We start from the raw sequence: 26,879 nt of genomic DNA, 5'->3' as shown, positions 1-26,879 counted from the left end.
TTCGGCGGCATTCATTTCGCCAAAACGACCAGCGTCAACGGCCATTTCAGACGCCGACGCAAACGTTATCTTTTGCCTGAACTTAACACCGAAAGCGGCGCTTAACCATAAGACAAAATGGGCCATCACATTAGCTTATGACCGATTTAGCTAAAAATGACATTAGAGTTTTATGCTGGTTTAAAACGAAAATATCGCGACAACACATCAGGAAATCGACAAAATTGCGCCTTATTTCAATATTTCACTCCGCAAAAACATCATTTTTTCCGCAGCGAAAAAAATCACACATGAGTAAATCTAATCCGAAAAACGAGGTGAAATTAGAATATTTCAAATGAGGCAGGGAGTTCCCTTCCCATTTTTGGGAAGGGAAATGTGACGTGGTTAACGCAGCCACTCAGGAAGGTCATTCAGGCCGAGTGCCTGGCGCAGCAGTTGTGTTTTTACCCCGGGAAGGGTGTCTGCAAGTTTCAGACCAATATCACGCAACAGCTTCTTCGCCGGATTCGACCCGGTGAACAGCTCGCGGAAGCCCTGCATTCCCGCCAGCATTAACGCCGCACTGTGTTTACGACTGCGCTCGTAGCGACGCAGATAAAGATGCTGACCGATATCTTTTCCTTCGCGGCGAAGACGGCGCAGTTCAGTAATCAATTCCGCAACATCCATAAAGCCCAGATTCACGCCCTGCCCGGCCAGCGGATGGATGGTATGCGCAGCATCGCCCACCAGCGCCAGACGATGGCCAGCAAAGTGGCGCGCATAACGGCCGGTGAGCGAATAAACCTGGCGCTCGCTTTCCACGCGGCACAAACCAAGACGATTATCAAAGGCTACGCACAGCGCCTGATTGAACGTCTCATCGCTGGCCTGTTGTAGCGTTTTCGCTTGATCCGGCGGCAACGACCAGACTATCGAGCAGAGATATGGATCGTTCAGCGGCAGGAATGCAAGAATACCGTCGTTATCGAACACCTGCCGCGCGACAGCTTGATGCGGTTCCTCTGTACGAATGGTCGCCACCAGCGCGTGGTGGTGATAATCCCAAAAAGTTAGCGGAATATCCGCTTTGTTACGCAACCAGGAGTTCGCACCATCCGCCCCAACCACCAGCCGGGCAGTGAGCATCGTGCCATCTTTTAAGGTAAGAAACGCATCGTTCTCGCCCCAGACCACCTGCTGTAATTCGGCGGGGGCAATCATGGTGACATCCTGACACTGCTGAGCTTTATCCCACAGAGCCTGATGAATCACAGCATTTTCAATAATATAGCCAAGATGAGGATAGCCCATGCTTTGGTCGTCAAAGGTAATACGGCCAAAGCTGTCTTTATCCCACACTTCCATACCGTGATAGCGCCCCGCACGGCGGGCGATGATGTTTGACCACACACCAAGATGCGTCAGAAGTTTTTCACTGGCGGCATTAATTGCCGATACGCGCAACGCCGGTGGCGCATCTTCCGCCAGCGGTTGCGGAACATTCTTCTCCAGCACTGCAACCCGTAAACCGCTCCCCTGCAACCCGCAAGCCAGCGCCAGACCTACCATGCCGCCGCCGACAATCGCAACATCAACACTCTGCACTCTTTGCTCCTCTGATTAACGGGCTACCCAACCGAGGGTACGCTGCGCCAGCACATCGCGCGCCGGGGTAAATAGTTCCATCGCCATTAGCCCGATATTGCGCCCGACGACTAGCGGCGCCCAGCGGTTGGCAAACAGATGCACCAGCCCGTCGGTAACCCCTATGGTGGTGCTTTTGTCCGTCTGACGCCGATGACGGTAGCGCGTCAGCACCGGATAACAGCCGACATCTTCCTGCTGCCCCCACGCCTCCGCCAGCGTCTCCGCCAACGTCATAACATCGCGCATGCCGAGGTTAAACCCTTGTCCGGCGATAGGATGCAGCGTCTGAGCCGCATTGCCGACCAGTACCGCGCGATGAGATACCGGCGAAGACGCGTTAGTCAGCGTCAAGGGATAAACGCTGCGTTTTCCGGCATGCTCAATACGTCCCAGGCGCCAGCCAAAAGCTTTTTGTAGCTCATGGCAAAAACGTTCGTCAGACCAGCTAATCACCTGCTGCTGTTTTTCCAGCGGATGACACCACACCAGTGAACTGCGCCCCTGCGACATCGGCAACATCGCCAGCGGCCCGTGTTCGGTGAAACGTTCGAATGCACGTCCCTGATGCGGAACAGAGGTGGTAACATTGGCGATGACGGCGGCCTGGTGATAGGGGGTTTTCTGCCAGAGGATCCCCAGTTGCTCGCCCATGCCCGAACGGGAACCGTCCGCCGCAACCAGCAATTGGCCAATAATCAGCTCGCCGCTTTCCAGAGTTACCGATACCTGCTGCTCATCACGGGTAAAACTGCTGACCCGATCGGGACAATGCAGCGTCACGCCCGGCGCATTTTGCAGCAGAGTAAAGAGGCGCTGGCCGATTTCATGCAGTTCAACCACCTGACCCAGCGCATCAAGGTGATAATCCTGCGCATCCAGCGTGACAAAACCGGCGTGACCACGATCGCTGACATGAATGGTCGAAATGGGCGTTGCACAACGGGCTATCGCCTGCCAGATCCCGATGCGCGCAAGCTGCTGGCACGTGCCTGCCGCCAGCGCAATGGCACGGGCATCAAAACCGGGATGATGGTGAGAACCCGGTACTGTGGCCTCTACCAGGTGAACCGATAGTTTTCCCCGAGTCAGATGTGAAATAGCCAACGCGAGCGTCGCACCGGCCATGCCGCCGCCAACAATAATCACACTCATGAACGGCTCGCCGCCATCAAAGCTTCGATATCATCCGCCTTTTTAACTACGCTGGCGGTGAGATTCTCGTTACCCTCTTCGGTAATAACGATGTCATCTTCCACGCGGATGCCAATGCCGCGATACTGCTCGGGAACATCCGCATCAGGAGAAATATAAAGGCCCGGCTCAACGGTCAACACCATGCCTGGTGCCAGCTCGCGGGAACGATCCTGACCATAAACACCAACGTCATGAACATCCAGCCCCAGCCAGTGGCTTAATCCGTGCATAAAGAATGTGCGGTGGGCATTTTTCGCGATCAATTCATCGACTTCGCCCTGCAAAATGCCAAGCTTCGCCAGACCGGTGATCATAATGCACACCACTTCACTGGTGACAGCCTGAATGGAGGTTCCCGGACGGAACAGCTCCAGCGCACGTTCCAGCGATGCCAGCACAATGTCGTAAATTTCACGCTGCGCCGGGCTGAACTTTCCGTTTACCGGGAAGGTGCGGGTAATATCCCCGGCGTATCCCATGTATTCACAGCCAGCATCAATCAGCACTAAATCGCCGTCACGCATCTGGCTTTCATTTTCAGTGTAATGCAGGATGCAGCCGTTCTTCCCCGAGCCGACGATGGTGTTATAGGACGGGAAGCGCGCGCCGTGGCGGTTAAATTCATGCTGAATTTCACCTTCGAGCTGATATTCAAACAGCCCTGGACGGCAGACCTGCATGGCGCGGGTATGAGCCAGCGCGGAGATCTCCCCTGCGCGACGCATCACCTCGATCTCTTCGGCCGATTTAAACAGACGCATCTCGTGGACGATCGGACGCCAGTCAGTCAGCGTGGCGGGCGCAGTCAGATTCTGCCGCGCACCTTTGCGCAGTTTCTCCAGCGCAGTGAACAGGATGGTATCCGCATACTCATACTCACCCTGCGCGTGATAAACCGCGTCGAGGCCATTGAGCAGTTGGTAAAGGTGGGTGTTGATCTCCGGGAACGCTAGCGCACGGTCAACGCCCAGCTTTGCTGGCGCGGCCTCCTGACCAAGACGGCGGCCAAACCAGATCTCGGCGGTTTTATCACGCACGCGGTTGAACAGCACGCTATGGTTGTGGGTGTCATCGCTCTTTATCAGCACCAGCACCGCTTCTGGTTCGTTAAAACCGGTGAAGTACCAGAAATCGCTGTTCTGGCGATACGGGTATTCACTGTCTGCGCTGCGGGTTGCTTCCGGCGCGGCAAAGATCAACGCCGCGCTACCTGGAACCATCTGCGCCAGCAATGTCTGACGACGACGGAGAAACTCAAGCTGTGTCATGACACCTCCTTCCTACAAGACGAATTAATGTAACGTCGGCTTACGCACTTCCGGCGCGGTCGACTGCGGGTGCGTGAACGTATCGTGGCACAGCAGTGCAGCGACGCGGACGTATTCGATGATCTCTTCAAGCGACATTTCCAGCTCTTCCTGATCTTCTTCTTCGTCATAACCCAACTGCGCAATGTTACGCAAATCGTCAATCGCTTCACCGGTTTCGCCAGTCACTTTGTCGAGTTTCGACTGTGTGACGCCTAACCCGAGCAGGAAATGGTTTACCCAGCCGGCCAGCGCATCGGCCCTGTCGAAAACGCTGACGTCATCACCCTCCGGCAAATAGAGCTGGAACAGAAAGCCATCGTCTTCCAGTGAATCGCTGGTGGCCGCGTGCATTGCCCGCAATGCCTGTGCCAGCTCATGACCAAAGGCCAGCCCGTCGTTAGTTAAATCATGCAGCAGCGGCTGCCAGGAACTGTCATTGTTGCCACCGCAGATCATCCCCGCGATAAGCCCATGCATTTCTGCAGGAAGCAGCCCCACGCCCTGTTGGTTGAGCAACTGGCCTACATCGTTGTAACCAGGTATTTCGTTCTGTATAGACATACACATTCGTCGTCGTTGGGGGAAATATTCATGATATGCTACCACTTTGGACCCTGGTGATATACCTGTGATACTTCACGTTACATGCCATTGCATGTGGTATGAGTAATTAAGAGCCTATCCCAGTAGGCGTATATTGTTGCAGCCAGTTTGGGCACGGACAGCGCGCAACAACCGGAGCGTACACGTAGTACGTGAGGATTGTGAGCACTGCCCAGGACCAAAATGGCAAATAAAATAGCCTAATGGGATAGGTTCTAAGGTATATACCCTAAATAATTCGGGTTGCAGGAAGGCGGCGGCGCAGCGACAAATTCGTCGGGAACGAATTTGCCCAACCGAAGGTTGGCCTCCGGTGAGAGACAGGATGTCTCTCAGTAATCCCCGGGAGCTTACATAAGTAAGTGACTGGGGTGAGCGAGGAAAGCCAACGCACATGCAACTTGAAGTATGACGGGTATAGGCGCAAAAAACTTGAAAGTGCTCACCAGGCTAGCTTATAGTGTCGCCCCTTCGCAGCCCAGGATCCGGATGCGAAGGCAGAGCGCAGTCAAACAGCAGGAAGGTGGCATGTCTGCACAACCCGTCGATATCCAAATTTTTGGTCGTTCACTGCGAGTGAACTGCCCGCCTGAACAGAGGGACGCGCTTAACCAGGCTGCGGAGGATCTGAATCAGCGGTTGCAAGATCTGAAAGTTCGCACTAGAGTCACAAATACTGAGCAGTTGGTGTTTATCGCCGCGCTGAATATCAGCTACGAACTGGCTCAGGAAAAGGCAAAAACCCGCGAGTACGCAGCCAACATGGAACAGCGTATTCGAATGTTACAGCAGACCATCGAACAGGCATTGCTTGATCAGGGTCGCATAACAGACAGACCGGGGCCTAAGTTTGAATAACACTTCGGGATCAACTGTGGTAGAGTGATCGTGAAGAAAAAATTTCTCTGAGATGTTTGCAAGCGGGCCAGTCCCCTGAGCCGATATTTCATACCACAAGAATGTGGCGATCCATGGTTGGTGAGCATGCTCGGTTCGTCCGAGAAGCCTTAAAATCATGACGACGCATTCACCTTGAACCAAGGGTTCAAGGGTTACAGCCTGCTGCGGCATCTCGGAGATTCCCTTCTTTTTCTACCAAAAACCATGACGCAATTTCCTGATTTTCCCTCATCACGACAAGAAATCCGCAAAGTTATCCGCCAGCGTCGGCGTGAGCTAAGCAGCGAGCAGCAGGCGCATTTTGCGCAGCAGGCCGCCGCACGCATGATGGCGTATCCGCCCGTTGTGATGGCGCATACCGTGGCTTTGTTTCTCTCTTTCGACGGTGAACTGGATACCCAGCCATTGATTGAACAACTCTGGCGCAGCGGAAAACGGGTTTACTTACCGGTACTACACCCGTTTAGCCCGGGCAATCTGCTCTTTCTGCATTACCATCCGCACAGCGAACTGGTTATTAATTGCCTGAAGATTCAGGAGCCAAAACTGGACGTTCGTGATGTCCTGCCGCTGAATCAACTGGATGTGTTGGTTACACCGCTGGTGGCGTTCGATGAACAGGGCCAGCGTTTAGGTATGGGCGGCGGTTTTTACGATCGCACTCTACAGAACTGGCGCGCTTACAACTTACAGCCCGTGGGCTACGCGCATGACTGCCAGGGCGTTCAGGCCCTGCCGGTGGAAGAGTGGGATATTCCGCTACCTGCGGTAGTCACACCATCAAGAGTGTGGAAGTGGTAAAAGGTTTTCCTCTCCCTTATGAGAGAGGAAAACACCATACTTATCAGAACAGCAGACGGGAGCGAATCGTACCGGGAATCGCTTTCATGCTCTGCAACGCTTTTTGCGCGACCTCTTCATCCGCTTCGATATCAACCACAACATAACCCATATACGGCGTCGTTTGCAGATACTGCGCCGCGATGTTGATATTCTGGCTGGCGAAGATTTGGTTGAGTGCAGTCAGCACGCCTGGACGGTTTTCGTGGATGTGCAGCAGGCGACGGCCGCCGTGTATCGGCAAAGAAACTTCCGGGAAGTTAACTGCTGACAGGGTAGAGCCGTTGTCAGAATATTTAATCAGTTTACCCGCCACTTCAAGACCGATATTTTCCTGCGCTTCTTGTGTCGAACCGCCGATGTGCGGCGTCAGCAGTACGTTGTCAAATTCACACAGCGGGGAATCAAACGGGTCGCTGTTAGTGGCAGGTTCCGTCGGGAAGACATCAATTGCCGCCCCGGCCAGATGTTTGCTTTTCAGCGCATCGCACAGCGCAGGAATATCGACCACCGTACCGCGAGAGGCGTTGATCAATAGCGCACCCGGCTTCATCAATTTCAGTTCTTCTACGCCAATCATATCTTTGGTTGACGGCGTTTCCGGCACATGCAGGCTCACCACATCGCTCATGTTCAGCAGATCGGAAAGATGCTGAACCTGTGTGGCGTTGCCCAGCGGTAGTTTGCTTTCGATATCGTAAAAGAAGACGTGCATCCCCAGCGATTCCGCCAGAATGCCCAACTGCGTACCGATATGGCCATAACCGATAATGCCGAGCTTTTTACCACGCGCTTCGTAGGAACCGACCGCCAGTTTGTTCCAGACACCACGGTGCGCTTTTGCGTTCGCTTCAGGAATACCGCGCATCAGCAGCAGCAGTTCGCCAATAACCAGTTCCGCTACGGAACGGGTGTTGGAAAACGGCGCATTGAACACCGGAATACCGCGCTTTGCGGCAGCGTCCAGGTTCACCTGGTTAGTACCAATACAGAAGCAGCCCACGGCGACTAATTTTTCCGCCGCAGCGATAACATCTTCAGTCAGTTGAGTACGGGATCGCAGGCCGATAAAGTGGGCATCACGGATGGACTCTTTAAGTTGTTCGGTGTCCAGCGCGCCTTTGTGGAATTCGATATTTGTATAACCCGCCGCACGAAGGTTATCCAGTGCTTTCTGGTGCACCCCTTCGACGAGCAGAAATTTAATCTTGTCTTTCTCCAGTGATACCTTTGCCATTTACCCGACCCTGTATTTTGTCTTGACTGTGATGTTGTGCGAAATGCAATTTGCTTCAGTCAACATATCAAAAAAAACTATTGCAGCAATATGAACGTTTGCGTACGCACTCTGAAGAAATGTCATCCAGCGAGAAATGGCAGATAAAAATGCTGTTAAAGCGTGGAATGATGGCAGGTAGTGCATAGCCAGCGGATAAATGTGACAGATATCACCAAATTTGCCGTTCGCGTTTTTTTACAAGGAGGCAAGCGCCTCCCCGTCAGATCATTTTATGATGGTTTTCACGCCGTCGGCGGTGCCGATCAGCGCCACATCCGCGCCACGGTTGGCGAATAACCCTACAGTTACTACTCCCGGGATGCTATTAATGCTGTTTTCCAGCGCAATCGGATCGATGATCTCAAGACCATAGACATCGAGGATCACATTGCCGTTATCGGTGACAACGTTCTGACGATATTCCGGGCGGCCGCCCAGTTTTACCAGTTGACGGGCAACGGCGCTGCGAGCCATCGGGATAACTTCCACTGGCAGTGGGAATTCCCCCAGGATATCAACCTGCTTAGATGCATCAGCGATACAGATAAATTTATCCGCCACCGAGGCGATAATTTTCTCACGCGTCAGCGCTGCGCCGCCGCCTTTGATCATCTGCATCTGGCCGTTGATTTCGTCCGCGCCATCAACGTAGATACCCAATTTATCCACTTCGTTGAGATCGAACACGGTAATACCAAGACTTTTCAGTTTCGCTGTGGAGGCATCCGAACTGGAAACCGCGCCTTCGATCTGTCCTTTCATCGTGCCAAGCGCATCAATAAAGTGCGCCGCAGTGGAGCCTGTGCCTACACCGACAATGGTTCCGGGCTCAACATACTTGAGTGCTGCCCAGCCCACTGCTTTTTTGAGTTCATCCTGCGTCATGGTCGTTCGCCTGTGGTGTGAAATTTCAGGCGCATTATAGACCACCCTTCCCCTAAATGTCCCTGCGACCAGTGTCACATTACGTGATGTCCAATTTCGTCTGATTCTAATAAAAATTTATGTCATAGTGCTGAGTAATCATTTTTCAGGAGATTGGCCGAGCAATGAAACGTCCGGACTACAGAACCTTACAGGCGCTTGATGCGGTCATTCGTGAGCGTGGCTTTGAGCGTGCCGCGCAAAAACTGTGTATTACTCAGTCTGCCGTGTCACAACGTATAAAACAGCTCGAAAACATGTTCGGCCAGCCATTGCTGGTACGTACTGTTCCGCCGCGTCCCACCGAACAAGGACAAAAACTGCTGGCATTGTTGCGTCAGGTCGAACTGCTGGAAGAAGAGTGGCTGGGCGATGAGCAAACGGGCTCGACGCCGCTGCTGCTGTCGCTGGCGGTCAACGCCGACAGTCTGGCAACCTGGCTGCTGCCTGCGCTGGCGCCGGTGCTGGTGGATTCGCCCATCCGGCTGAACTTGCAGGTCGAGGATGAAACCCGCACCCAGGAGCGGCTACGTCGCGGTGAGGTAGTTGGCGCGGTCAGTATTCAGCCGCAGGCGCTGCCAAGCTGCCTTGTCGATCAACTTGGCGCGCTGGATTATCTGTTTGTCGGCTCCAGAGAGTTCGCCGAACGCTACTTTCCCAATGGTGTGACTCGTTCAGCACTGTTAAAAGCTCCGGCAGTGGCGTTCGATCATCTGGATGATATGCATCAGGCATTTTTGCAGCAGTATTTCGATTTACCGCCGGGCAGCGTGCCCTGCCATATTGTGAATTCATCGGAAGCGTTTGTGCAACTGGCGCGCCAGGGTACGACCTGCTGTATGATCCCGCACCTGCAAATCGAGAAAGAATTAAAGAGCGGCGATTTGATCGATCTGACGCCCGGTTTGTTACAGCGCCGTATGCTCTACTGGCACCGTTTTGCGCCGGAAAGCCGGATGATGCGCAACGTTACGGATGCATTGCTGGAATATGGACACCGGGTATTAAGGCAGGATTGAGCCGCGAACCTCTCCCCGAGCAGGGAGAGGATGAACAACTTTCAACTTTTACTTCGCTGCGGTTGCAGCCGGCTGTTCAGCCTGAGCAGGCTCAAGCTGGAACACTACATCAACCTGATCGTCAAACTGAATCGTCGGCTGCGCGTAAGTTTCCTGCGCAGAAACCGGCGCGGCATCCGCTTTCATCATCCGTACCATTGGGCTGGGCTGATAATTAGAAACATGGTAGCGAATGCTGTAAACCGGGCCGAGTTTGGCATTGAAACCGGCGGCCAACTGCTGCGCCTGACGAGTCGCATCGTCAATCGCCGCTTTGCGCGCTTTATCTTTGAAAGACTCTGCTTGCGCAACACCCAGCGACACGGAGCGAATCTCGTTCAGACCCGCCTTCAGCGCGCCATCCAGTAGTGAGTTAAGCTTATCCAGCTCGCGCAATGTTACTTCAACCGTACGCACAGCACGGTAGCCTTTCAGGATGCTTTTGCCGTTCTGGTAGTCATAATCTGGCTGAGTGCGTAAGTTTGCGGAATTAATGTCTTTTCTGGCGATGCCATTTTGCTCAAGAAAACTCAGGTATTGCGCAACGCGGTCATCGGCCTGCTTTTTCGCTGATGCAGCGTCTTTTGCGGAGATGTTCACTTCAATCGCCAGCGTGGCGATGTCCGGAGTCGCATCCACACTTGCCGTGCCTGAGGTGACAATATGCGGGCCGTCAGGCAATTCGTTTGCCTGTACCGCCATTGCACTAAAACCGACTGCCGCCGCCAGGACCATCACTTTAAATTTCACAGTTGCTCCTCCATGTTGCGTTAATACGTCCGAATACGCAGACGCCCTGGCAGCAAGCTTAGCGGCTCAGCGTGAATTGTCCATCGGACTTACCCTAACTGAATAATCCCTGTACATGATGAATACCTTCACGCGCCAGTTGAAAGGCAATAAACCACATCACCAATCCAACCATAGTGTTGATTACCCGCTGTGCTTTCGCCGTGCGCAAACGAGGAGCGAGCCAGGCGGCGAGCAGCGCAAGGCTGAAGAACCACAGGAATGAAGCGCTCACCGTTCCCAACGCGAACCATCGCTTTGGCTCCGTACCGAGTTGGCCGCCAAGGCTACCAAGCACCACAAAGGTGTCGAGATAGACATGCGGGTTGAGCCAGGTTACCGCCAGCATAGTCGCAATGATACGCCAGCGTCCCTGACGCAATGCTTCGGCGCTTGCCAGTTCGGGATTACTGTCCAGTGCCGTTTTTAATGCGCCAAATCCGTACCATAGCAGAAACACCACGCCGCCCCAGGTCACCAGCGCCAGCAGCCACGGGGATTGCATCAACAGCGCGCTGCCGCCAAACACGCCTGCGCAGATTAGCACCACATCGCTCATCGTGCATAAAAAGGCGGTCATGATGTGATACTGCCTGCGAATCCCTTGGTTCATCACAAAAGCGTTTTGCGGCCCAAGTGGCAGGATCAACGCAGCACCAAGAATAAGCCCTTGAAAATAATAAGATAACACGTAGTAATTCCGTCAAATTATTTCAGAAGCAGACTATAGCGCAGGAAAATCATTAGCGGAAATTTATAATTCTAATCATTAAGTAGCAATGCTAATGTTGATGAGCAAAAAGAAGGCCGCCGAGGCCGGCCCCCACACCTTACTGCTCTGTCTGCTCATGAGAGCGTTTGAGGTTTACGTCCATCTGCGGGAACGGGAAGCTGATGCCGTTTTCGTCAAAGCGACGTTTGATCAACTCCAGCACATCCCAGTAAACAGCTTGCAGATCGCTGCTTTTACTCCAGACACGCACCACAAAGTTAATGGAGGACGGCCCCAGCTCATTCAGACGCACCGTCATTTCACGATCTTTGATGATGCGTTCATCTGCCTGGATAATTTCAGTCAGAATGCGTTTCACCTGGTCGATATCAGAATCGTAAGCCACACCGATAATAAACTCGTTGCGACGCACTGGCTCTCGAGAGAAGTTCACGATATTTCCGGCAATGATTTTACCATTCGGGATCACCACGATACGCCCGTCTACCGTACGCATGGTGGTGGAGAAAATCTGCACCTGCAACACGGTTCCGGCAATACCGCCCAAATCGACATATTCCCCCGAACGGAACGGGCGGAAAGTCACCAGCAGCACGCCAGCCGCGAAGTTCGAAAGCGAACCCTGTAACGCCAGACCGATGGCTAAACCGGCTGCACCCAGTACGGCAATCACCGAGGCTGTTTGCACGCCGACGCGCCCCAGCGCGGCAATCAGGGTAAAGGCGATAATGCCATAGCGCACCAGCGCGGAGAGAAAATCAGCTACGGTGGCGTCGATCTGCCGTGCAACCATCACGCGATTAACCGTATTCGAGACAATACGCGCCACAATCATACCAACAATAATGATGGCGATAGCCGCCACAACGTTAACGGCATAGCTCAGCAGCAGCGCCTGATTGTTCACCAGCCACGAGCCTGCGTCGTTAATGCTGTCAACAACGTTAAGATCTTCCATTCGTGCTTCCTTATATCTGTTGTTTCAAAGTGGGAAAACCACTCCTTTGAGCAAGGAGAGATCCCTAAAGGGTAAACAAAAGCCGCATTTATGCCAAGTTAATCACATTTTGTGCTCTACGCAGCTTATTGAATTAGCAATAAAAAATGCCCACATTTTGGACTGTCCCCACAACCTGGAGTGACCCCACGACAATACCAACGTCAGCGAAACGCTGAAGATTCGGGTATTGAATATCAGCCAGGATGAATTGACGCGCAATCTGTGGCGCTATCGAGGATCGGCCTGGGATCAACGCCCTGTGTTCAAACAAATTTATGAACAAGAGTATGCCCAGTTTGGTGGCGAGCCGTTCGGCTGCATCATCGGCGAGTTCGATCACAGCCCGATGGGCGTGACGCTGCTGACGGAGTTGACGAAAATTTCCGCCGCTTCACCGTCGCCGCTGCAAAAGAGCAAGTGGAACGAACTGGGTAATTCGCGGAATATCGGCAAGATTTTCACCACCCCGGAATACGCCTCCTGGCGCCGCCTGCGCGAAAGCAACGACTCACGTTACCGGGTGTTAACGATGCCGCGTTTGCCTTACGGCGCGAAAACTTGCAGCGTTTGAGTTGCGCTTTTTCTTTCACATACGGAAACATACTTACAGTTTAACTATGGTGTGGTAATCTTCGTCGCGCTTGGTGTGGTGCATTCTCATCGGTATAAGGTTAGGCATGTCGAGTAGTAATGCAGCACATTACTACAGGGAGACAATATGAAAGTTCTACTTATCCGCCGGGAGAATATCGGCGATCTGATTCTGACTACACCGCTCATCGCTATGTTAGCTCGAGACCACCAGGTTGACATGCTCGTCAATTCTTATAATCGGTCGGTTCTTGATGGTAATCCGCACGTAAACAAAATCCATTTGTACACTAAGTTGCATCACAGCAAAGATGGTCAATCTAAAGTTGGCGTAATCCTTAAGCGCCTCAAAACAATGCTGGCCATCCGTAGGGAAAAATATGATGTAGCAATCATAGTAAAAGAGGAATGGGATAAAAGGCCGTTGCAATGGGCTAAAGCCTCAGGAGCCAAGCGTGTCATCGCCATTGGTGAAGATGCGCCATCTTGCATCACTGATAAACTACCGAGAATGAGAGGGAAACAGCACCTGGTTGAGCTACTTAACACCCTTGCTGAACCTCTTGGCTACCATGAGGAGCCTGGTCCCCTAGAACTGTACCTATCTGAGCATGAAAGAGAATTAGCCTTTAAATACGCCGATATAAACCCTGACCTACCTGTCTATGGACTTCAAATCAGTGCCCGTAAAGTTAAGCAACAATGGCCTGCTGGACGATTCATTGAACTGGCCCGACGGCTGGCTGCAAGAGAAAATTGCCAGTTACTGTTGTTTTGGGCCCCTGGTGCAGAAGACAATCCAGAGCACCCAGGTGACGACGGTAAAGCCATGCAAATATTAGAAGGGTGTCGAGGCCTTCCGATCACTCCATTTAAGACCAGTACCATAAGAGAACTGATGGCTGCTATGTCCCTGTGCGACCAAGTTCTCACGAGCGATGGTGGAGCGTTGCATATTGCTGTCGGTGTTCAACGTCCAGTGGTCGCATTGTTTGGCAACAGTGATGCATTTTGTTGGAGGCCCTGGAAAGTACCAAATCGAGTCATTGAGGCGAATGACCGTGATGTGAATAGCATTTCTACCGACCAGGTTTTCGAAGCATTTACTGATTTGAGGTCTGAGGTTACTGACTCGAAAAACCGCGATTAAGTCAGTAGATAAACTAGCCCGCAGTATTGACCCTGACCCCGAATATGATCCAGAGTTCGTCGAGGAAAGGTAATTGCCTGGATAATGCGATGGCTGAAAGTTTTTTTAGTACGCTCAAGGATGAGTGTTTTTACCTGGCAAAGTACGAAAGTATCAACGAGTTAAAGAATGATATTGATGAATATATCCTCTATTACAACCATGAGCGTATTAGCCTGAGACTAAAAAGCCTGAGTCCGGTAGAGTACCGAACCCAGGCTCTGAAAGCCGCCTAATATAAACAGCCCAACTTTATGGGGTCAGTCTATTTTGCGGACCTTTTCTGATAGAGCAGCGAAAATTACAGAACGTCTACTGCGTTCAGTTCTTTGAAAGCCTGCTCCAGACGAGTCACCATGCTGGTCTGCGCTGCACGCAGCCATACACGCGGATCGTAGTATTTTTTGTTCGGCTGGTCAGCGCCTTTCGGGTTGCCCAACTGGCCCTGCAGGTAGCCTTCGTTTTCTTTGTAGTACTTCAGGATACCTTCCCAGGTCGCCCATTGGGTGTCGGTATCGATGTTCATTTTGATAACGCCGTAGCTTACGGAGTCTTTGATTTCCTGAGCAGTAGAACCGGAACCGCCGTGGAATACGAAGTTCAGGCTGTTGTGCGGCAGGTTATGTTTTTTGGAAACATATTCCTGAGAGTCGCGCAGGATAGTCGGGGTCAGTTTCACGTTACCCGGTTTGTAGACGCCATGTACGTTACCGAAGGAAGCCGCAATGGTGAAACGCGGGCTGATTTTGTTCAGTTCAGTGTAGGCGTAATCAACATCTTCCGGTTGGGTGTACAGTGCAGAAGCGTCCATGTGGCTGTTGTCCACGCCGTCTTCTTCACCACCGGTGCAACCCAGTTCGATTTCCAGAGTCATGCCCATTTTGGACATACGCGCCAGATATTTGGAGCTGATGGCAATGTTCTCTTCCAGAGACTCTTCAGAGAGGTCGATCATGTGAGAAGAGAACAGCGGTTTACCGGTTGCAGCGAAGTGTTTTTCACCCGCGTCCAGCAGACCGTCAATCCACGGCAGCAGTTTTTTCGCGCAGTGGTCAGTGTGCAGAATGACCGGCACGCCGTAATGTTCTGCCATCTGATGAACATGATGCGCACCAGAGATTGCGCCCAGGATTGCCGCGCCCTGAGGCACGTCAGTTTTCACGCCTTTACCGGCAATAAACGCAGCACCGCCGTTAGAGAACTGAACGATAACCGGCGCTTTAACTTTGGCTGCAGCTTCCAGAACGGCGTTGATGGAATCAGTACCCACGCAGTTAACCGCTGGCAGAGCAAAGTTGTTTTCTTTAGCTACCTGGAACACTTTCTGAACGTCATCACCAGTGATCACGCCAGGTTTTACGAAATCAAAAATTTTAGACATGTACGTAGTCCTGTATCTTCGGCCGTTTCTGCTCGTCATAATTCGTGCTGCCAGTGCGTTGGCTTCTCTCGCCCCTCCAGCTACCCACTATGGCAAGTTTCTGGAGTTTCGCTGCACCCCCACCTTCTGGCAACGCGAATTATTTAGAGCAACAATTGAATCGTTTTGAAAAACAGGCGGGGTTATCCCGCCTGAACAATTTTACTTCTTAGCACGCTCTTCGAGCATGGCTACTGCAGGCAGAACTTTGCCTTCCACGAATTCGAGGAATGCGCCGCCGCCAGTAGAGATGTAGGAAATCTTGTCAGCGATACCGAACAGGTCGATAGCGGCCAGAGTGTCACCGCCGCCTGCAATGGAGAACGCGTCGCTGTCTGCGATAGCGTTAGCCACGATTTCAGTACCTTTACGGAAATTCGGGAATTCAAACACGCCAACCGGACCATTCCACAGAATAGTTTTGGCATTTTTCAGGATTTCAGCCAGTTTTTCAGCAGATGCATCGCCCAGATCCAGAATTTGCTCATCATCTTTGATGTCGTTTACGGATTTCAGGGTTGCCGTTGCGGTTTCAGAAAACTCGGTGGCAACGCGAACATCACTCGGAACCGGAATATCGCAAGTGTCCAGCAGGCGTTTTGCTTCGCCAACCAGGTCTGCTTCGTACAGGGATTTACCTACGTTGTGCCCCTGAGCAGCAACGAAGGTATTAGCGATACCGCCACCAACGATCAACTGGTCAGCAATTTTGGACAGTGAGTCCAGAACGGTCAGTTTAGTGGAAACTTTAGAACCGCCAACAATAGCAACCATCGGACGAGCCGGTTCTTTCAGCGCTTTACCCAGGGCATCCAGTTCGTCAGCCAGCAGCGGGCCTGCGCAAGCTACGTCAGCAAATTTGCCGATACCGTGAGTAGAAGCCTGCGCACGGTGAGCAGTACCGAATGCGTCCATAACGAATATGTCGCACAGTGCAGCGTATTTTTTCGCCAGCACTTCATCGTCTTTCTTCTCGCCTTTGTTGAAGCGAACGTTTTCCAGAACAACCAGCTCACCAGCAGCAACTTCAACGCCGTCCAGGTAATCTTTAACCAGACGTACTGGGTTGGAGAGTTTGTCTTTCAGATAGTTAACAACCGGCAGCAGAGAGAATTCTTCGTTGTACTCGCCTTCGGTCGGACGACCCAGGTGGGAAGTTACCATCACTTTCGCACCCTGCTTCAGCGCCAGTTCGATAGTTGGCAGGGAAGCACGGATACGCGCGTCGCTGGTGACTTTGCCATCTTTAACCGGCACGTTCAAATCAGCACGGATAAAAACGCGTTTACCAGCCAGATCCAGATCGGTCATCTTAATTACAGACATGGTGAATCCTCTCAATGATTCTTAAAGTTTTGCGAGCGCTGTCGCGCCCTACCTGAAACCAATAGCCACCATTGCTAACGTCGTGTCGAGCATCCGGTTAGCAAAGCCCCATTCATTGTCGCACCACACAAGGGTTTTAATAAGGTGCGCACCACTTACCCGCGTCTGTGTGCCATCAACAATGGCGCTGTGCGGATCGTGATTAAAATCGGTTGAAACCAACGGTAATTCCGTATAATCAACTATACCATGAAATGTCCCACGCGCTGCTTTTTGCAACAATGTGTTGACTTCTATAGCTTTTACAGGTTTTTTCACCGTTACGCTCAGATCGATCGCGGTTACGTTAATTGTTGGTACGCGCACCGCTATCGCTTCAAATCTGTCATTAAACTGCGGGAAAATTCGCGTGATGCCCGCCGCCAGTTTGGTATCCACCGGAATGATCGACTGGCTGGCCGCACGTGTACGACGCAGATCGGGGTGGTAAGCGTCAATCACTTGCTGGTCATGCATTGCGGAGTGAATGGTTGTCACCGTTCCCGACTCAATGCCATAAGCATCGTCGAGCAGTTTAATGACCGGAATAATACAGTTTGTCGTGCAGGAGGCATTAGAGACCATAAGGTCTTCAGCGCGAAGGGTTTCCTGGTTGACGCCGAAAACAATTGTTGCGTCGAGATCGTGGCTACCAGGATGGGAAAAGAGTACTTTTTTCGCGCCCGCCGCCAGATGCGCCTCGCCATCCTCACGGTTGCCATATACGCCGGTACAGTCGAGCACCACATCTACACCCAGTTCGCGCCACGGCAGCGCCGCAATTGAGCGCTCATGCAGGATGCGAATTACATCATCCCCCACAAACAATTGCTCGCGTTCCTGGTGCACATCCCAGGCAAAACGCCCGTGGCTGGTGTCATATTTCAATAAATGCGCCATGCCCACGGCATCGGCCAGTTCATTGATTGCCACCACGGTGATTTCCGCCCGACGCCCGGATTCATATAAAGCACGAACCACGTTGCGTCCAATGCGACCGAAACCATTAATCGCTATGCGTACGGTCATAATTCTCCTGCAAGGCTAGCTGGCCTGAAGTGGATGACAGAGTAATCCAGCCACCACAGAAGGGGAATCCTCACCTGCCTTAAACTGCGTCTGTTTGGTTAATTGTCGAACATTTAATCGACTGAAACGCTTCAGCTAGAATAAGCGAAACAAGGAATAAAAGGAATGATTGTCCAGACAGTTTCGCCAGTAATCTGACTTGAATCACATTTTCGTAGGAATAATCGGCGTAACTAAAAATTACTTTCGTGAGGAAAATAACTGACAGAAAGAGAATAAACGCAACAAAGCGTCCCTGCATGAGCGGTTGATGAAGAAAGCAACACTTGCTGGTGTTAATTAAAACCAACTATGCTCTGTCTGCTTCAGCTCGGTGCGTTCTGCTCGCGGCATCTCAACCGGCAGCGAAGAGAGTTGCTTCGCCCACAGATCGGCCACCCACGTCACGCCTTTCGCGGTGAAGCGCGCCTGAGACCAGCTACGTTTGTTTTCCCCGACGCCGCCATGGACGGTCAAGTAGCCCGCATCAATATGGTACTGCTGCGGCATCAACGTACCGTTTACACGCTGCATAATATTGCGCTCAAGCAAAAAGCGTCGGAACAGAGACTCTTTCACTCGCAGCATCTTGCAAAGTTGACGAAAACCAAGTGACTCTTCACCCCTGACATAACGGTCAAAGAACTCCGCCTTTGGGGCTGAGAGAGCAAGCAACTCTTCCGCTCGCTGACGCTTTTCGTACTGCTCAGCCCAGGCACGCGCAGCAGCAGCAGGGTTCGTAAAATCGGGCAGATTGATAAGCTTCTCTTTCTCCTGCCAGCGATCGAGCATTTCTGCCGTAAAGGTCGGCGAGAGGCGCGAAACTGTCAGCAGTGAGTCCCGTTTATTAAGCAGAAATTCTTGTCGTATCTCACCTTCTCGCTCGTAAGGATGCTCATTTATCGGCTGGGAGAGCCGCTGAGCGGTTTCCAGGCTTTTCACCATCCGCTTCACTTCGCCATGAGTCACGCCTGTCAATTTTGCAATTTCACGGCTGCTGATTGTCGCCAGCACAGGCTGCGAGCTGAAATTTTCACCAGGGATCATCATAGGTTCACTCCTTACTCACTATCACCTTGGATAATTTGCAGAATTATTATACAACACACTGGATACATATCCAGTATTTTTTTCATGCATAGATCAATGCCGTTTTAGTCGAATGACTAAGAAGGGAGAACGGGTTCAGAAGTCTGATGATTATGGAGATAACTGAATGACGGATGGCGCCTCGCTTATCCGGTCTACATATTCCGCAATCCCGTAGACTTGATAATACTTAAGCGCCATCCAAAATGACTTTTCATGCAGGCCCGGCAGGTGAAACGCCGCCGGGCAAGAGTGATTACAGCAACGCTTTCGCTTTTGCCACCACATTGTCAATGGTGAAACCAAACTCTTCGAACAGCAGCTCTGCCGGAGCAGATTCGCCGAAGGTGGTCATTCCCACCACCGCGCCGTTCAGGCCGACGTATTTGTACCAGAAATCCGCAATGCCGGCTTCGATGGCCACACGGGCAGAAACCGCTTTCGGCAGCACGGATTCACGGTATGCTGCATCCTGTTTGTCGAAGGTGTCAGTCGACGGCATGGACACCACGCGCACCTTCACGCCTTCGGCGGTCAGTTTTTCATAAGCAGCAACCGCCAATTCCACTTCAGAACCGGTAGCAATCAGGATCAGTTCCGGCTGAGCGGCACTCTCTTTCAGCACGTAGGCGCCACGGGCGATATCGGCCAGTTGCTGCGCCGTACGCTCCTGCTGCGCCAGGTTCTGACGGGAGAGGATCAGCGCTGTCGGACCGTCGGCACGTTCAACGCCATATTTCCACGCCACTGCGGATTCCACCTGGTCACACGGACGCCAGGTGCTGACGTTCGGGGTCAGGCGCAGGGAAGCCACCTGCTCGACTGGCTGATGCGTCGGGCCGTCTTCACCCAGACCGATAGAGTCGTGGGTGTAAACCAGCACCTGACGCTGTTTCATCAGTGCCGCCATACGCACCGCATTACGGGCATATTCAACGAACATCAGGAAGGTCGAGGTGTACGGCAGGAAACCGCCATGCAGCGAGATACCGTTGGCAATCGCCGTCATACCGAACTCGCGCACGCCGTAGTGAATGTAGTTACCGGCCGTGTCTTCGTTAATTGCTTTCGAACCGGACCAGAGAGTCAGGTTGGATGGTGCCAGGTCAGCAGAGCCACCAAGGAATTCCGGCAACAATGGACCGAAGGCTTCGATGGCATTTTGCGACGCTTTACGGCTGGCAATTTTCGCCGGGTTAGCCTGAAGCTTCTCGACGAAAGCCTGCGCTTTGGCATCGAAATCAGACGGCAGCTCACCCTTCATACGGCGTGTGAACTCAGCAGCCTCCTGCGGGAAGGCTTTGGCGTAAGCGGCGAATTTGTTGTTCCACGCCGCTTCTTTGGCCTGACCGGCTTCTTTCGCATCCCACTGCGCATAGATTTCAGACGGGATTTCAAACGGCGCGTATTTCCAGCCGAGCACTTCGCGGGTCAGGGCGATTTCAGCATCGCCCAGCGGCGCGCCGTGGGAATCGTGGGTACCAGCTTTGTTCGGCGAACCGAAACCGATGATGGTTTTGCACATCAGCAGCGACGGTTTATCGGTGACAGCACGGGCTTCTTCCACCGCACGCTTGATAGCGTCCGCATCGTGGCCGTCAATGCCGCGCACCACGTGCCAGCCGTAAGCTTCAAAGCGTTTCGCGGTGTCATCGGTGAACCAGCCTTCAACATGGCCGTCGATGGAGATGCCGTTGTCATCGTAGAACGCAACCAGTTTGCCCAGTTTCAGCGTACCAGCCAGGGAACAGACTTCATGGGAAATGCCTTCCATCATGCAGCCGTCACCCATAAAGGCGTAGGTGAAGTGGTCAACAATGTCGTGACCCGGACGGTTGAACTGCGCCGCAAGGGTTTTCTCCGCAATCGCCATGCCCACGGCGTTGGCAATGCCCTGCCCCAGCGGACCTGTGGTAGTTTCCACGCCAGCGGTGTAACCCACTTCCGGGTGGCCCGGCGTTTTAGAGTGCAACTGACGGAAGTTTTGCAGCTCGGACATCGGCAGGTCATAGCCGGTGAGGTGCAGCAGGCTGTAAATCAGCATCGAACCGTGACCGTTGGACAGCACAAAGCGGTCACGATCGGCCCAGGCCGGATTCGTCGGGTTATGGTTCAGAAAATCACGCCACAGGACTTCCGCGATGTCCGCCATACCCATAGGGGCTCCCGGGTGACCGGATTTGGCTTTCTGTACCGCGTCCATGCTCAGCGCACGAATAGCATTGGCAAGCTCTTTACGTGAGGACATTTTGACTCCAGATCGGACTGTTAAGGGCTGTTCCCGTAACGACTTGACGACAGCGCGTTTTGGGCTACGCCGGAAAAAGTGCCAACAATGTAACCCAAGCGGCATGCCATGTACATGGAGCATCCTTTTGCTGATTCAGAAATCTCTGGAAGCCGCTCGTATGTTGCGCAAACTCCTCGCCTGGCTGTCTGACTCTTCCTTATACTAACAATCGGCGGGTTCGTCTTGAGCCCTTGCAGCTAGCAGCATATTGACTCAACCATTACGGAAAATAACAAATGAAAATTCGCCCGCTTCTCTTTGCTCTGGGAATAACAACCGTCCTTGCCGGTTGCCAGAATATGGACTCAAATGCTTTTCTCAGCTCCGGCGCGGAGGCTTTTCAGGCCTACACTCTGAGCGATACGCAAGTAAAAACATTAAGTGATGACGCCTGTAAACAGATGGACAGCAAAGCAACCATCGCGCCCGCCAGCAGCACCTACAGCCAGCGCCTGACTAAAATTGCTGCCGCACTCGGCGATAACATCGACGGTCAACCGGCCAACTACAAGGTTTATGTGGCAAAAGATGTGAATGCTTTTGCCATGGCAAACGGCTGCATCCGCGTCTACAGCGCACTGATGGATATGATGACCGACAACGAAGTTGAAGCGGTGATCGGCCACGAAATGGGCCACGTTGCGCTGGGCCATGTGAAAAAAGGTATGCAGGTAGCACTGGGCACCAATGCGATACGCGCAGCCGCAGTATCGACAGGTGGTATCGTCGGTAGCCTGTCGCAGTCGCAGCTCGGCGCACTGGGCGAACAACTGGTAAATTCACAGTTCTCTCAGCGCCAGGAATCCGAAGCAGATGACTACTCCTACGATCTGTTGCGCAAACGCGGCATCAACCCGGCAGGACTAGCGACCAGCTTTGAGAAACTGGCAAAAATGGAAGAGGGTCGGCAGAGTTCGATGTTTGACGATCATCCGGCATCGGCGGCGCGCGCGCAGCATATCCGCGATCGCATGGCCGCAGACGGAATTAAATAACCACATTTCTTCACACCTGCGACCTGGCGTATCAGCAGAGCAGTGACGAATGGCCCGGCGAAAGCTCTGAAACTGAAAGTACGCTACTCCGTACTGCGCGTTTCCGGCAATGCCAACGATATACAATATTGGCGGCAACGAAGTTCGTCTCTACGCAGAATATCCGTTCAACGTATTCTGATAAAAAAAATCCCTTCCGCGCCTACTGGCGGGAAGGGATTTATTTCATCGCAATGTCATTACTGCGTTATTCATCTTCGAGATAGGTGTAACCGTAGAGGCCCGATTCGAACTCTTCGAGGAACTGCTGTTGCAGCGTCTCGTCCAGATCGGTCTGTTTCACCTGATCGCGGAACTGCGTTAGTAGCGTATTCGGATCGAGCTGCACATACTGCAACATATCCGCCACCGTATCCCCTTCATCTGACAGTTCAACTTCAACACTGCCATCCGGGAAGACAAACACGTTTACGGCTTCGGTATCACCAAACAGGTTATGCATGTTGCCGAGGATCTCCTGGTACGCGCCCACCATAAAGAAGCCCAACATTGGTGGGTTATCCGGATCGTACTCCGGCATCGGCATAGTGGTCGCGATGCCGTCGCCATCCACGTAATGATCAATTGCACCGTCGGAATCACAGGTAATATCGAGCAGCACCGCGCGGCGTTCCGGCGCATGGTTCAGCCCTTCCAACGGCAGCACCGGGAACAGTTGATCGATACCCCAGGCATCCGGCATAGACTGGAACAGTGAGAAGTTGACGTACATTTTGTCCGCCATACGTTCCTGCAATTCGTCAATAATCGGGCGATGTGCGCGGTTGCTTGGATCGAGCTGTTTTTGCACTTCATGGCACATATTCAGATAGAGCTGCTCGGCCCAGGCGCGTTCTTGCAGGCTGAAAGTACCTGAGGAATAGCCGACATGAATATCATGCAAATCCATCTGACTGTCGTGCAGCCATTCACGCAGAGAACGGCGAGTGCCAGGCTCATGCATCTCCTCCCAGGTTTCCCACATGCTTTGCAGCGCACGCGGTGCATTTTCCGCCGGAGGAGTCGATAGCGTGTACTCGTTACGTTCAACGCCAATAATATTAGAAACCAGCACGGTGTGATGCGCCGTCACCGCGCGGCCGGATTCGGTGATCACCGTCGGATGCGGCAGGCCATGTTCTTCACAAGCATCGCCAATCGCCCAAATAATGTTGTTGGCATACTCGTTCAGACCATAGTTGACCGAGCAGTCAGACTGCGAGCGTGTACCTTCATAATCCACGCCCAGGCCGCCGCCGACATCGAAGCACTGGATATTGACGCCCAGCTTATGCAGCTCGACGTAGAAACGCGCGGATTCACGCACACCCGTCGCGATATCACGGATGTTGGCCATCTGCGAGCCAAGGTGGAAGTGCAGCAACTGAATACTGTCCAGACGCCCGCGCTCACGCAGGATCTCCACTAGTTGCAGCACCTGCGTTGCAGCAAGACCAAATTTCGATTTTTCGCCGCCGGAGGATTGCCATTTTCCGGAGCCTTGCGATGCCAGACGCGCGCGTACGCCAAGGCGCGGCACCACGTTCAGGCGTTCAGCTTCTTCCAGCACGATGGCGATTTCGGTCATTTTCTCAATCACCAGATAGACCTTGTGGCCCATCTTTTCGCCAATCAGCGCAAGACGAATGTATTCGCGATCTTTATAACCGTTACAGACAATCACCGAACGGGTCATACCGGCATGAGCCAGCACGGCCATCAATTCCGCTTTGGAACCGGCTTCCAGCCCCAGCGGTTCGCCGGAATGGATCAGGGATTCAATAACACGGCGATGCTGGTTCACCTTGATCGGGTAAACCAGGAAGTAATCGCCATTGTAGCCGTAGGACTCACGCGCGCGTTTGAACGCGGCATTAATTGAGCGCAGACGGTGTTGCAGGATCTGTGGGAAGCAGAACAATGCGGGCAGACGTTGCCCCTGTGCTTCACGTGCTTTTACCAGCTGTGCCAGGTCGACACGGGCTTCCGGGACATCCGGATCCGGGCAAACGCTGATATGGCCCAGCTCGTTGACGTCGTAGTAGTTATTGCCCCACCAGGCAATGTTATAAGTACGAAGCATCTTGCTGGCTTCCTGGGAGCTCATCGCAACCTCCTGCATGGAACGTAGTACACCCTGTTCGCCTGCTGACGAAGGCGAAAACGAAGACATGTCGTCAGACATAGCGAACCTCAATCTATAAAAGTGTATACCCTGCGCACATCACGCTGACCGATTGCCAAAGCGCGAAGAGACACAGGTATAAAATAGTTGACTACTATCGCAGTGACACATAGCGATAACAACCCATAAACAGCCTGGCTTAGCTTGATTTCAGGCCAACGCCACGCCTGTGCGACCGGTTTCTTTTTCATATCATTGTAAAACACGCATCCGAACGTCTGTATGACAGCCCGGCGAAACCACGAGAAAACCCCTGTATTAGCAGGAGAGCCCTTGTTCAGGTATCACAACGCCTTACCAGCCCTGGAATCCTGGGAAGCGCCGAAATGGGTATAACATCGGCAGGTTTGCAGATTAGAAATGCAGGTTGCGGGGAATAAATGCACACCAGAACGGTGCGACAGATTCTGCGGAAAACAACGGTTCATTATCTCTTATCACCTCCAACGCAAGCCATAGCGACCCGCGACAAGCCAAAGCCCTGAATCAACTGCTTAACCCGGCTGGAAGTGGCGGCACGGCATGTTGACCGTGCGCTTTTTTTAAGAGCCGCGCGCGGCGTTTTATACCGACAACGGGGTAAAAATGCAAAATAAAAAAGCTGTGTTTGCCGCATTGTCAGGAAAATTTTCCGTCACTATTTGTGTCAGGTTGAGGCAGGGATCAAAAAAGGCTGGAAATGGGTTCAACAACTGACCTAAAATAGCCATCCAGATGTTAATCCATCCAGATTGATTAACTCTCAGACTTCTTGTGCCATCATCTGCAATCTGCGCCGCCAGGCGTGAAAACATCCGGGCACAGAATTCGAGCTAACCGTATTACTCCAGGGTGAAAACTTACTATGGCTAAACACCTTTTTACGTCCGAGTCCGTTTCTGAAGGGCATCCTGACAAAATTGCTGACCAAATTTCAGACGCCGTGCTGGATGCCATCCTTGAACAGGATCCGAAAGCGCGCGTTGCATGCGAAACCTATGTCAAAACCGGTATGGTGCTGGTTGGCGGTGAAATCACTACCAGCGCATGGGTCGATATCGAAGAGATCACCCGTAACACCGTACGCGAAATCGGCTATGTGCACTCCGACATGGGCTTTGATGCCAACTCTTGTGCCGTACTGAGCGCCATTGGCAAGCAATCTCCGGACATCAACCAGGGTGTTGACCGTGCCGATCCGCTGGAACAGGGCGCTGGCGACCAGGGTCTGATGTTTGGTTACGCGACCAATGAAACTGACGTGTTGATGCCAGCCCCGATCACCTACGCTCACCGTCTGGTACAGCGTCAGGCTGAAGTGCGTAAAAACGGCGTTCTGCCGTGGCTGCGCCCGGATGCAAAAAGTCAGGTCACTTTCCAGTATAATGACGGCAAAATCGTCGGCATCGATGCTGTCGTTCTGTCTACGCAGCATGCTGAAGACATTGACCAGAAATCGCTGCAAGAAGCGGTCATGGAAGAGATTATCAAGCCGATCCTGCCGGCCGAGTGGCTGAACGCGTCCACAAAATTCTTTATCAACCCGACTGGCCGTTTCGTTATTGGCGGCCCAATGGGCGATTGCGGCCTGACCGGCCGTAAAATCATCGTTGACACCTACGGCGGCATGGCTCGTCACGGTGGTGGCGCGTTCTCCGGTAAAGATCCATCGAAAGTAGACCGTTCCGCAGCTTATGCCGCTCGTTATGTAGCGAAAAACATCGTTGCTGCGGGTCTGGCCGATCGTTGTGAAATTCAGGTTTCCTACGCTATCGGTATCGCAGAGCCGACGTCCATCATGGTGGAAACGTTCGGTACAGAGAAAGTGCCGTCCGAACAGCTAACGCTGCTGGTCCGTGAATTCTTTGACCTGCGTCCGTACGGTCTGATCCAGATGCTGGATCTGCTGCACCCGTTCTACAAACAAACCGCCGCATACGGTCACTTTGGTCGTGAAACGTTCCCATGGGAAAAAACCGACAAAGCAGCACTGCTGCGTGAAGCTGCCGGCCTGAAATAATCCGCTGACAGCTTTCCTCTAAAGGCCAGCCTCGTGCTGTAATGCCAGTCAGTTAAGCAACTGACTGGCTCTTTTTCGGGGCTGTGGGGTATTTCCAGGGCCTCTCCTTTACCACTCTCGGGAAGGCCCTTTCCCTTCTTGTCGGTAATTTCACAAGTTGTCCCATACTTGCAAGATCGCGCATCAGCTCCGGTATACGTCCCGGTGATGCGCCCTGCAATGTCATCAGCATTCTCATCACCATTCCGCATGATTCTGAGAAACTCAGTTGATTCGGCCAGTAACCTTTCAGATGTTCCGCCATTTTAATCATCTGATATCTCACCAGATTATAAGCCAGTAAGACACCCCACAGCTCTTGCTCCACAAGCTCCGGCTTTTTACTTC

24 protein-coding genes, 1 other RNA gene and 4 pseudogenes are annotated in these 26,879 nt (G+C 52.7%); 10 read left to right on the top strand and 19 right to left on the bottom strand.

The window, feature by feature from the left end:
- Positions 1–387: 387 nt before the first annotated feature.
- Genes ubiI through GA0061070_RS02965 form a run of 4 tightly spaced genes read right to left on the bottom strand, consistent with a single transcriptional unit; the run spans position 388 to position 4,697 of the window.
- Positions 388–1,590 (bottom strand): FAD-dependent 2-octaprenylphenol hydroxylase, encoded by a 1,203-nt coding sequence (ubiI, locus tag GA0061070_RS02980; protein WP_090133518.1) that lies wholly within the window; start codon positions 1,588–1,590, stop codon positions 388–390.
- Positions 1,591–1,605: 15 nt separating this feature from the next.
- Positions 1,606–2,784, bottom strand: coding sequence for a 2-octaprenyl-6-methoxyphenyl hydroxylase (ubiH, locus tag GA0061070_RS02975; protein WP_090133516.1), 1,179 nt, complete (start codon positions 2,782–2,784; stop codon positions 1,606–1,608).
- Positions 2,781–4,094, bottom strand: coding sequence for a Xaa-Pro aminopeptidase (gene pepP, locus GA0061070_RS02970; protein ID WP_090133515.1), 1,314 nt, complete (start codon positions 4,092–4,094; stop codon positions 2,781–2,783). The genes ubiH and pepP overlap by 4 nt, the downstream gene beginning before the upstream one ends.
- Before the next feature lie 24 nt (positions 4,095–4,118).
- On the bottom strand, positions 4,119–4,697 hold the full coding sequence (locus tag GA0061070_RS02965; protein ID WP_139109722.1) for a YecA/YgfB family protein: 579 nt from the start codon (positions 4,695–4,697) through the stop codon (positions 4,119–4,121).
- Between the two features lie 570 nt (positions 4,698–5,267).
- On the opposite strand from GA0061070_RS02965, the gene zapA reads away from it, so the two are divergent.
- The 3 genes from zapA (at position 5,268) to GA0061070_RS02945 (ending at position 6,440) form a co-directional block, all read left to right on the top strand.
- On the top strand, positions 5,268–5,597 hold the full coding sequence (gene zapA, locus GA0061070_RS02955; RefSeq protein WP_064563800.1) for a cell division protein ZapA: 330 nt from the start codon (positions 5,268–5,270) through the stop codon (positions 5,595–5,597).
- Positions 5,598–5,638: 41 nt separating this feature from the next.
- Positions 5,639–5,822: non-coding RNA, 6S RNA (gene ssrS / locus GA0061070_RS02950), on the top strand.
- Positions 5,823–5,843: 21 nt separating this feature from the next.
- Positions 5,844–6,440 carry a 5-formyltetrahydrofolate cyclo-ligase gene (locus GA0061070_RS02945; protein ID WP_090133510.1) on the top strand — a complete coding sequence of 199 codons (597 nt, stop codon included), beginning with the start codon at positions 5,844–5,846 and terminating at the stop codon, positions 6,438–6,440.
- Positions 6,441–6,483: 43 nt separating this feature from the next.
- Here GA0061070_RS02945 and serA read toward each other — a convergent pair whose 3' ends face one another.
- Entirely contained in the window at positions 6,484–7,716 is a 1,233-nt protein-coding gene (gene serA / locus GA0061070_RS02940; protein ID WP_090133508.1) for a phosphoglycerate dehydrogenase, read from the bottom strand.
- A 267-nt stretch (positions 7,717–7,983) separates the two neighbouring features.
- Entirely contained in the window at positions 7,984–8,643 is a 660-nt protein-coding gene (gene rpiA / locus GA0061070_RS02930; RefSeq protein WP_090133506.1) for a ribose-5-phosphate isomerase RpiA, read from the bottom strand.
- 164 nt (positions 8,644–8,807) lie between these two features.
- Between rpiA and argP the strand changes: the two genes are divergently transcribed.
- Positions 8,808–9,701 (top strand): DNA-binding transcriptional regulator ArgP, encoded by an 894-nt coding sequence (gene argP / locus GA0061070_RS02925; protein WP_007370232.1) that lies wholly within the window; start codon positions 8,808–8,810, stop codon positions 9,699–9,701.
- Positions 9,702–9,749: 48 nt separating this feature from the next.
- Here the strand turns inward: argP and GA0061070_RS02920 are convergent, their stop codons facing one another.
- From GA0061070_RS02920 to mscS, 3 genes are all read right to left on the bottom strand, one after another.
- Positions 9,750–10,490, bottom strand: coding sequence for an oxidative stress defense protein (locus GA0061070_RS02920; RefSeq protein WP_090133504.1), 741 nt, complete (start codon positions 10,488–10,490; stop codon positions 9,750–9,752).
- Between the two features lie 94 nt (positions 10,491–10,584).
- Positions 10,585–11,220, bottom strand: coding sequence for an arginine exporter ArgO (gene argO / locus GA0061070_RS02915; protein ID WP_090133502.1), 636 nt, complete (start codon positions 11,218–11,220; stop codon positions 10,585–10,587).
- 139 nt (positions 11,221–11,359) lie between these two features.
- Positions 11,360–12,220 (bottom strand): small-conductance mechanosensitive channel MscS, encoded by an 861-nt coding sequence (mscS, locus tag GA0061070_RS02910; protein WP_090133500.1) that lies wholly within the window; start codon positions 12,218–12,220, stop codon positions 11,360–11,362.
- A 190-nt stretch (positions 12,221–12,410) separates the two neighbouring features.
- Between mscS and GA0061070_RS02905 the strand changes: the two are divergent.
- The 3 genes and pseudogenes from GA0061070_RS02905 to GA0061070_RS02895 form a co-directional block, all read left to right on the top strand.
- Positions 12,411–12,818, top strand: a pseudogene (locus GA0061070_RS02905) (type VI secretion system contractile sheath domain-containing protein); the annotation flags it as partial.
- A 162-nt stretch (positions 12,819–12,980) separates the two neighbouring features.
- Positions 12,981–14,003: a glycosyltransferase family 9 protein gene (locus GA0061070_RS02900; protein WP_090133499.1), complete on the top strand. Its 1,023-nt coding sequence runs from the start codon at positions 12,981–12,983 to the stop codon at positions 14,001–14,003.
- A 50-nt stretch (positions 14,004–14,053) separates the two neighbouring features.
- Positions 14,054–14,278: pseudogene (locus GA0061070_RS02895) on the top strand (transposase); the annotation flags it as partial.
- Positions 14,279–14,343: 65 nt separating this feature from the next.
- Here GA0061070_RS02895 and fbaA read toward each other — a convergent pair.
- The 5 genes from fbaA to tkt form a co-directional block, all read right to left on the bottom strand.
- A complete protein-coding gene (fbaA, locus tag GA0061070_RS02890) occupies positions 14,344–15,423 on the bottom strand; it encodes a class II fructose-bisphosphate aldolase (RefSeq protein ID WP_074772841.1) in 1,080 nt (359 codons plus the stop codon).
- A 201-nt stretch (positions 15,424–15,624) separates the two neighbouring features.
- Positions 15,625–16,788 carry a phosphoglycerate kinase gene (gene pgk, locus GA0061070_RS02885; RefSeq protein ID WP_090133496.1) on the bottom strand — a complete coding sequence of 388 codons (1,164 nt, stop codon included), beginning with the start codon at positions 16,786–16,788 and terminating at the stop codon, positions 15,625–15,627.
- A 48-nt stretch (positions 16,789–16,836) separates the two neighbouring features.
- Positions 16,837–17,856, bottom strand: coding sequence for an erythrose-4-phosphate dehydrogenase (epd, locus tag GA0061070_RS02880; protein WP_090133494.1), 1,020 nt, complete (start codon positions 17,854–17,856; stop codon positions 16,837–16,839).
- A gap of 339 nt (positions 17,857–18,195) precedes the next feature.
- Positions 18,196–18,945 carry a phage antirepressor KilAC domain-containing protein gene (locus GA0061070_RS02870; protein WP_090133489.1) on the bottom strand — a complete coding sequence of 250 codons (750 nt, stop codon included), beginning with the start codon at positions 18,943–18,945 and terminating at the stop codon, positions 18,196–18,198.
- Positions 18,946–19,240: 295 nt separating this feature from the next.
- Positions 19,241–21,232 carry a transketolase gene (tkt, locus tag GA0061070_RS02865; RefSeq protein WP_090133488.1) on the bottom strand — a complete coding sequence of 664 codons (1,992 nt, stop codon included), beginning with the start codon at positions 21,230–21,232 and terminating at the stop codon, positions 19,241–19,243.
- 278 nt (positions 21,233–21,510) lie between these two features.
- Here tkt and loiP point away from each other — a divergent pair, with 278 nt between their 5' ends.
- Both loiP and GA0061070_RS24595 read left to right on the top strand, forming a co-directional pair.
- The gene (gene loiP / locus GA0061070_RS02855; protein ID WP_090133484.1) at positions 21,511–22,269 is read left to right on the top strand and encodes a metalloprotease LoiP; all 759 of its coding nucleotides are present in this window, start codon (positions 21,511–21,513) and stop codon (positions 22,267–22,269) included.
- A 42-nt stretch (positions 22,270–22,311) separates the two neighbouring features.
- Positions 22,312–22,450: pseudogene (locus tag GA0061070_RS24595) on the top strand (outer membrane porin, OprD family); the annotation flags it as partial.
- Between the two features lie 66 nt (positions 22,451–22,516).
- Here GA0061070_RS24595 and speA read toward each other — a convergent pair.
- The 4 genes from speA to GA0061070_RS02840 all read right to left on the bottom strand — a co-directional run bounded on the left by speA (position 22,517) and on the right by GA0061070_RS02840 (position 25,287).
- On the bottom strand, positions 22,517–24,493 hold the full coding sequence (gene speA, locus GA0061070_RS02850; protein ID WP_090133482.1) for a biosynthetic arginine decarboxylase: 1,977 nt from the start codon (positions 24,491–24,493) through the stop codon (positions 22,517–22,519).
- 8 nt (positions 24,494–24,501) lie between these two features.
- On the bottom strand, positions 24,502–24,684 hold the full coding sequence (yqgB, locus tag GA0061070_RS24590; protein ID WP_139109721.1) for an acid stress response protein YqgB: 183 nt from the start codon (positions 24,682–24,684) through the stop codon (positions 24,502–24,504).
- A gap of 93 nt (positions 24,685–24,777) precedes the next feature.
- Positions 24,778–24,921: a hypothetical protein gene (locus GA0061070_RS25780; RefSeq protein ID WP_279616051.1), complete on the bottom strand. Its 144-nt coding sequence runs from the start codon at positions 24,919–24,921 to the stop codon at positions 24,778–24,780.
- A gap of 135 nt (positions 24,922–25,056) precedes the next feature.
- A complete protein-coding gene (locus tag GA0061070_RS02840; protein ID WP_090133480.1) occupies positions 25,057–25,287 on the bottom strand; it encodes a hypothetical protein in 231 nt (76 codons plus the stop codon).
- A 50-nt stretch (positions 25,288–25,337) separates the two neighbouring features.
- Here GA0061070_RS02840 and metK point away from each other — a divergent pair, with 50 nt between their 5' ends.
- A complete protein-coding gene (gene metK, locus GA0061070_RS02835) occupies positions 25,338–26,492 on the top strand; it encodes a methionine adenosyltransferase (RefSeq protein WP_090133477.1) in 1,155 nt (384 codons plus the stop codon).
- Positions 26,493–26,544: 52 nt separating this feature from the next.
- Here metK and GA0061070_RS02830 read toward each other — a convergent pair.
- Positions 26,545–26,879: pseudogene (locus GA0061070_RS02830) on the bottom strand (IS4 family transposase); the annotation flags it as partial.

It is taken from the genome of Kosakonia oryziphila (assembly GCF_900094795.1).
GTDB lineage: Bacteria > Pseudomonadota > Gammaproteobacteria > Enterobacterales > Enterobacteriaceae > Kosakonia > Kosakonia oryziphila.
Note: the sequence above shows the minus strand (reverse complement) of the source record. Positions and strands in the feature narration are given on the sequence as shown.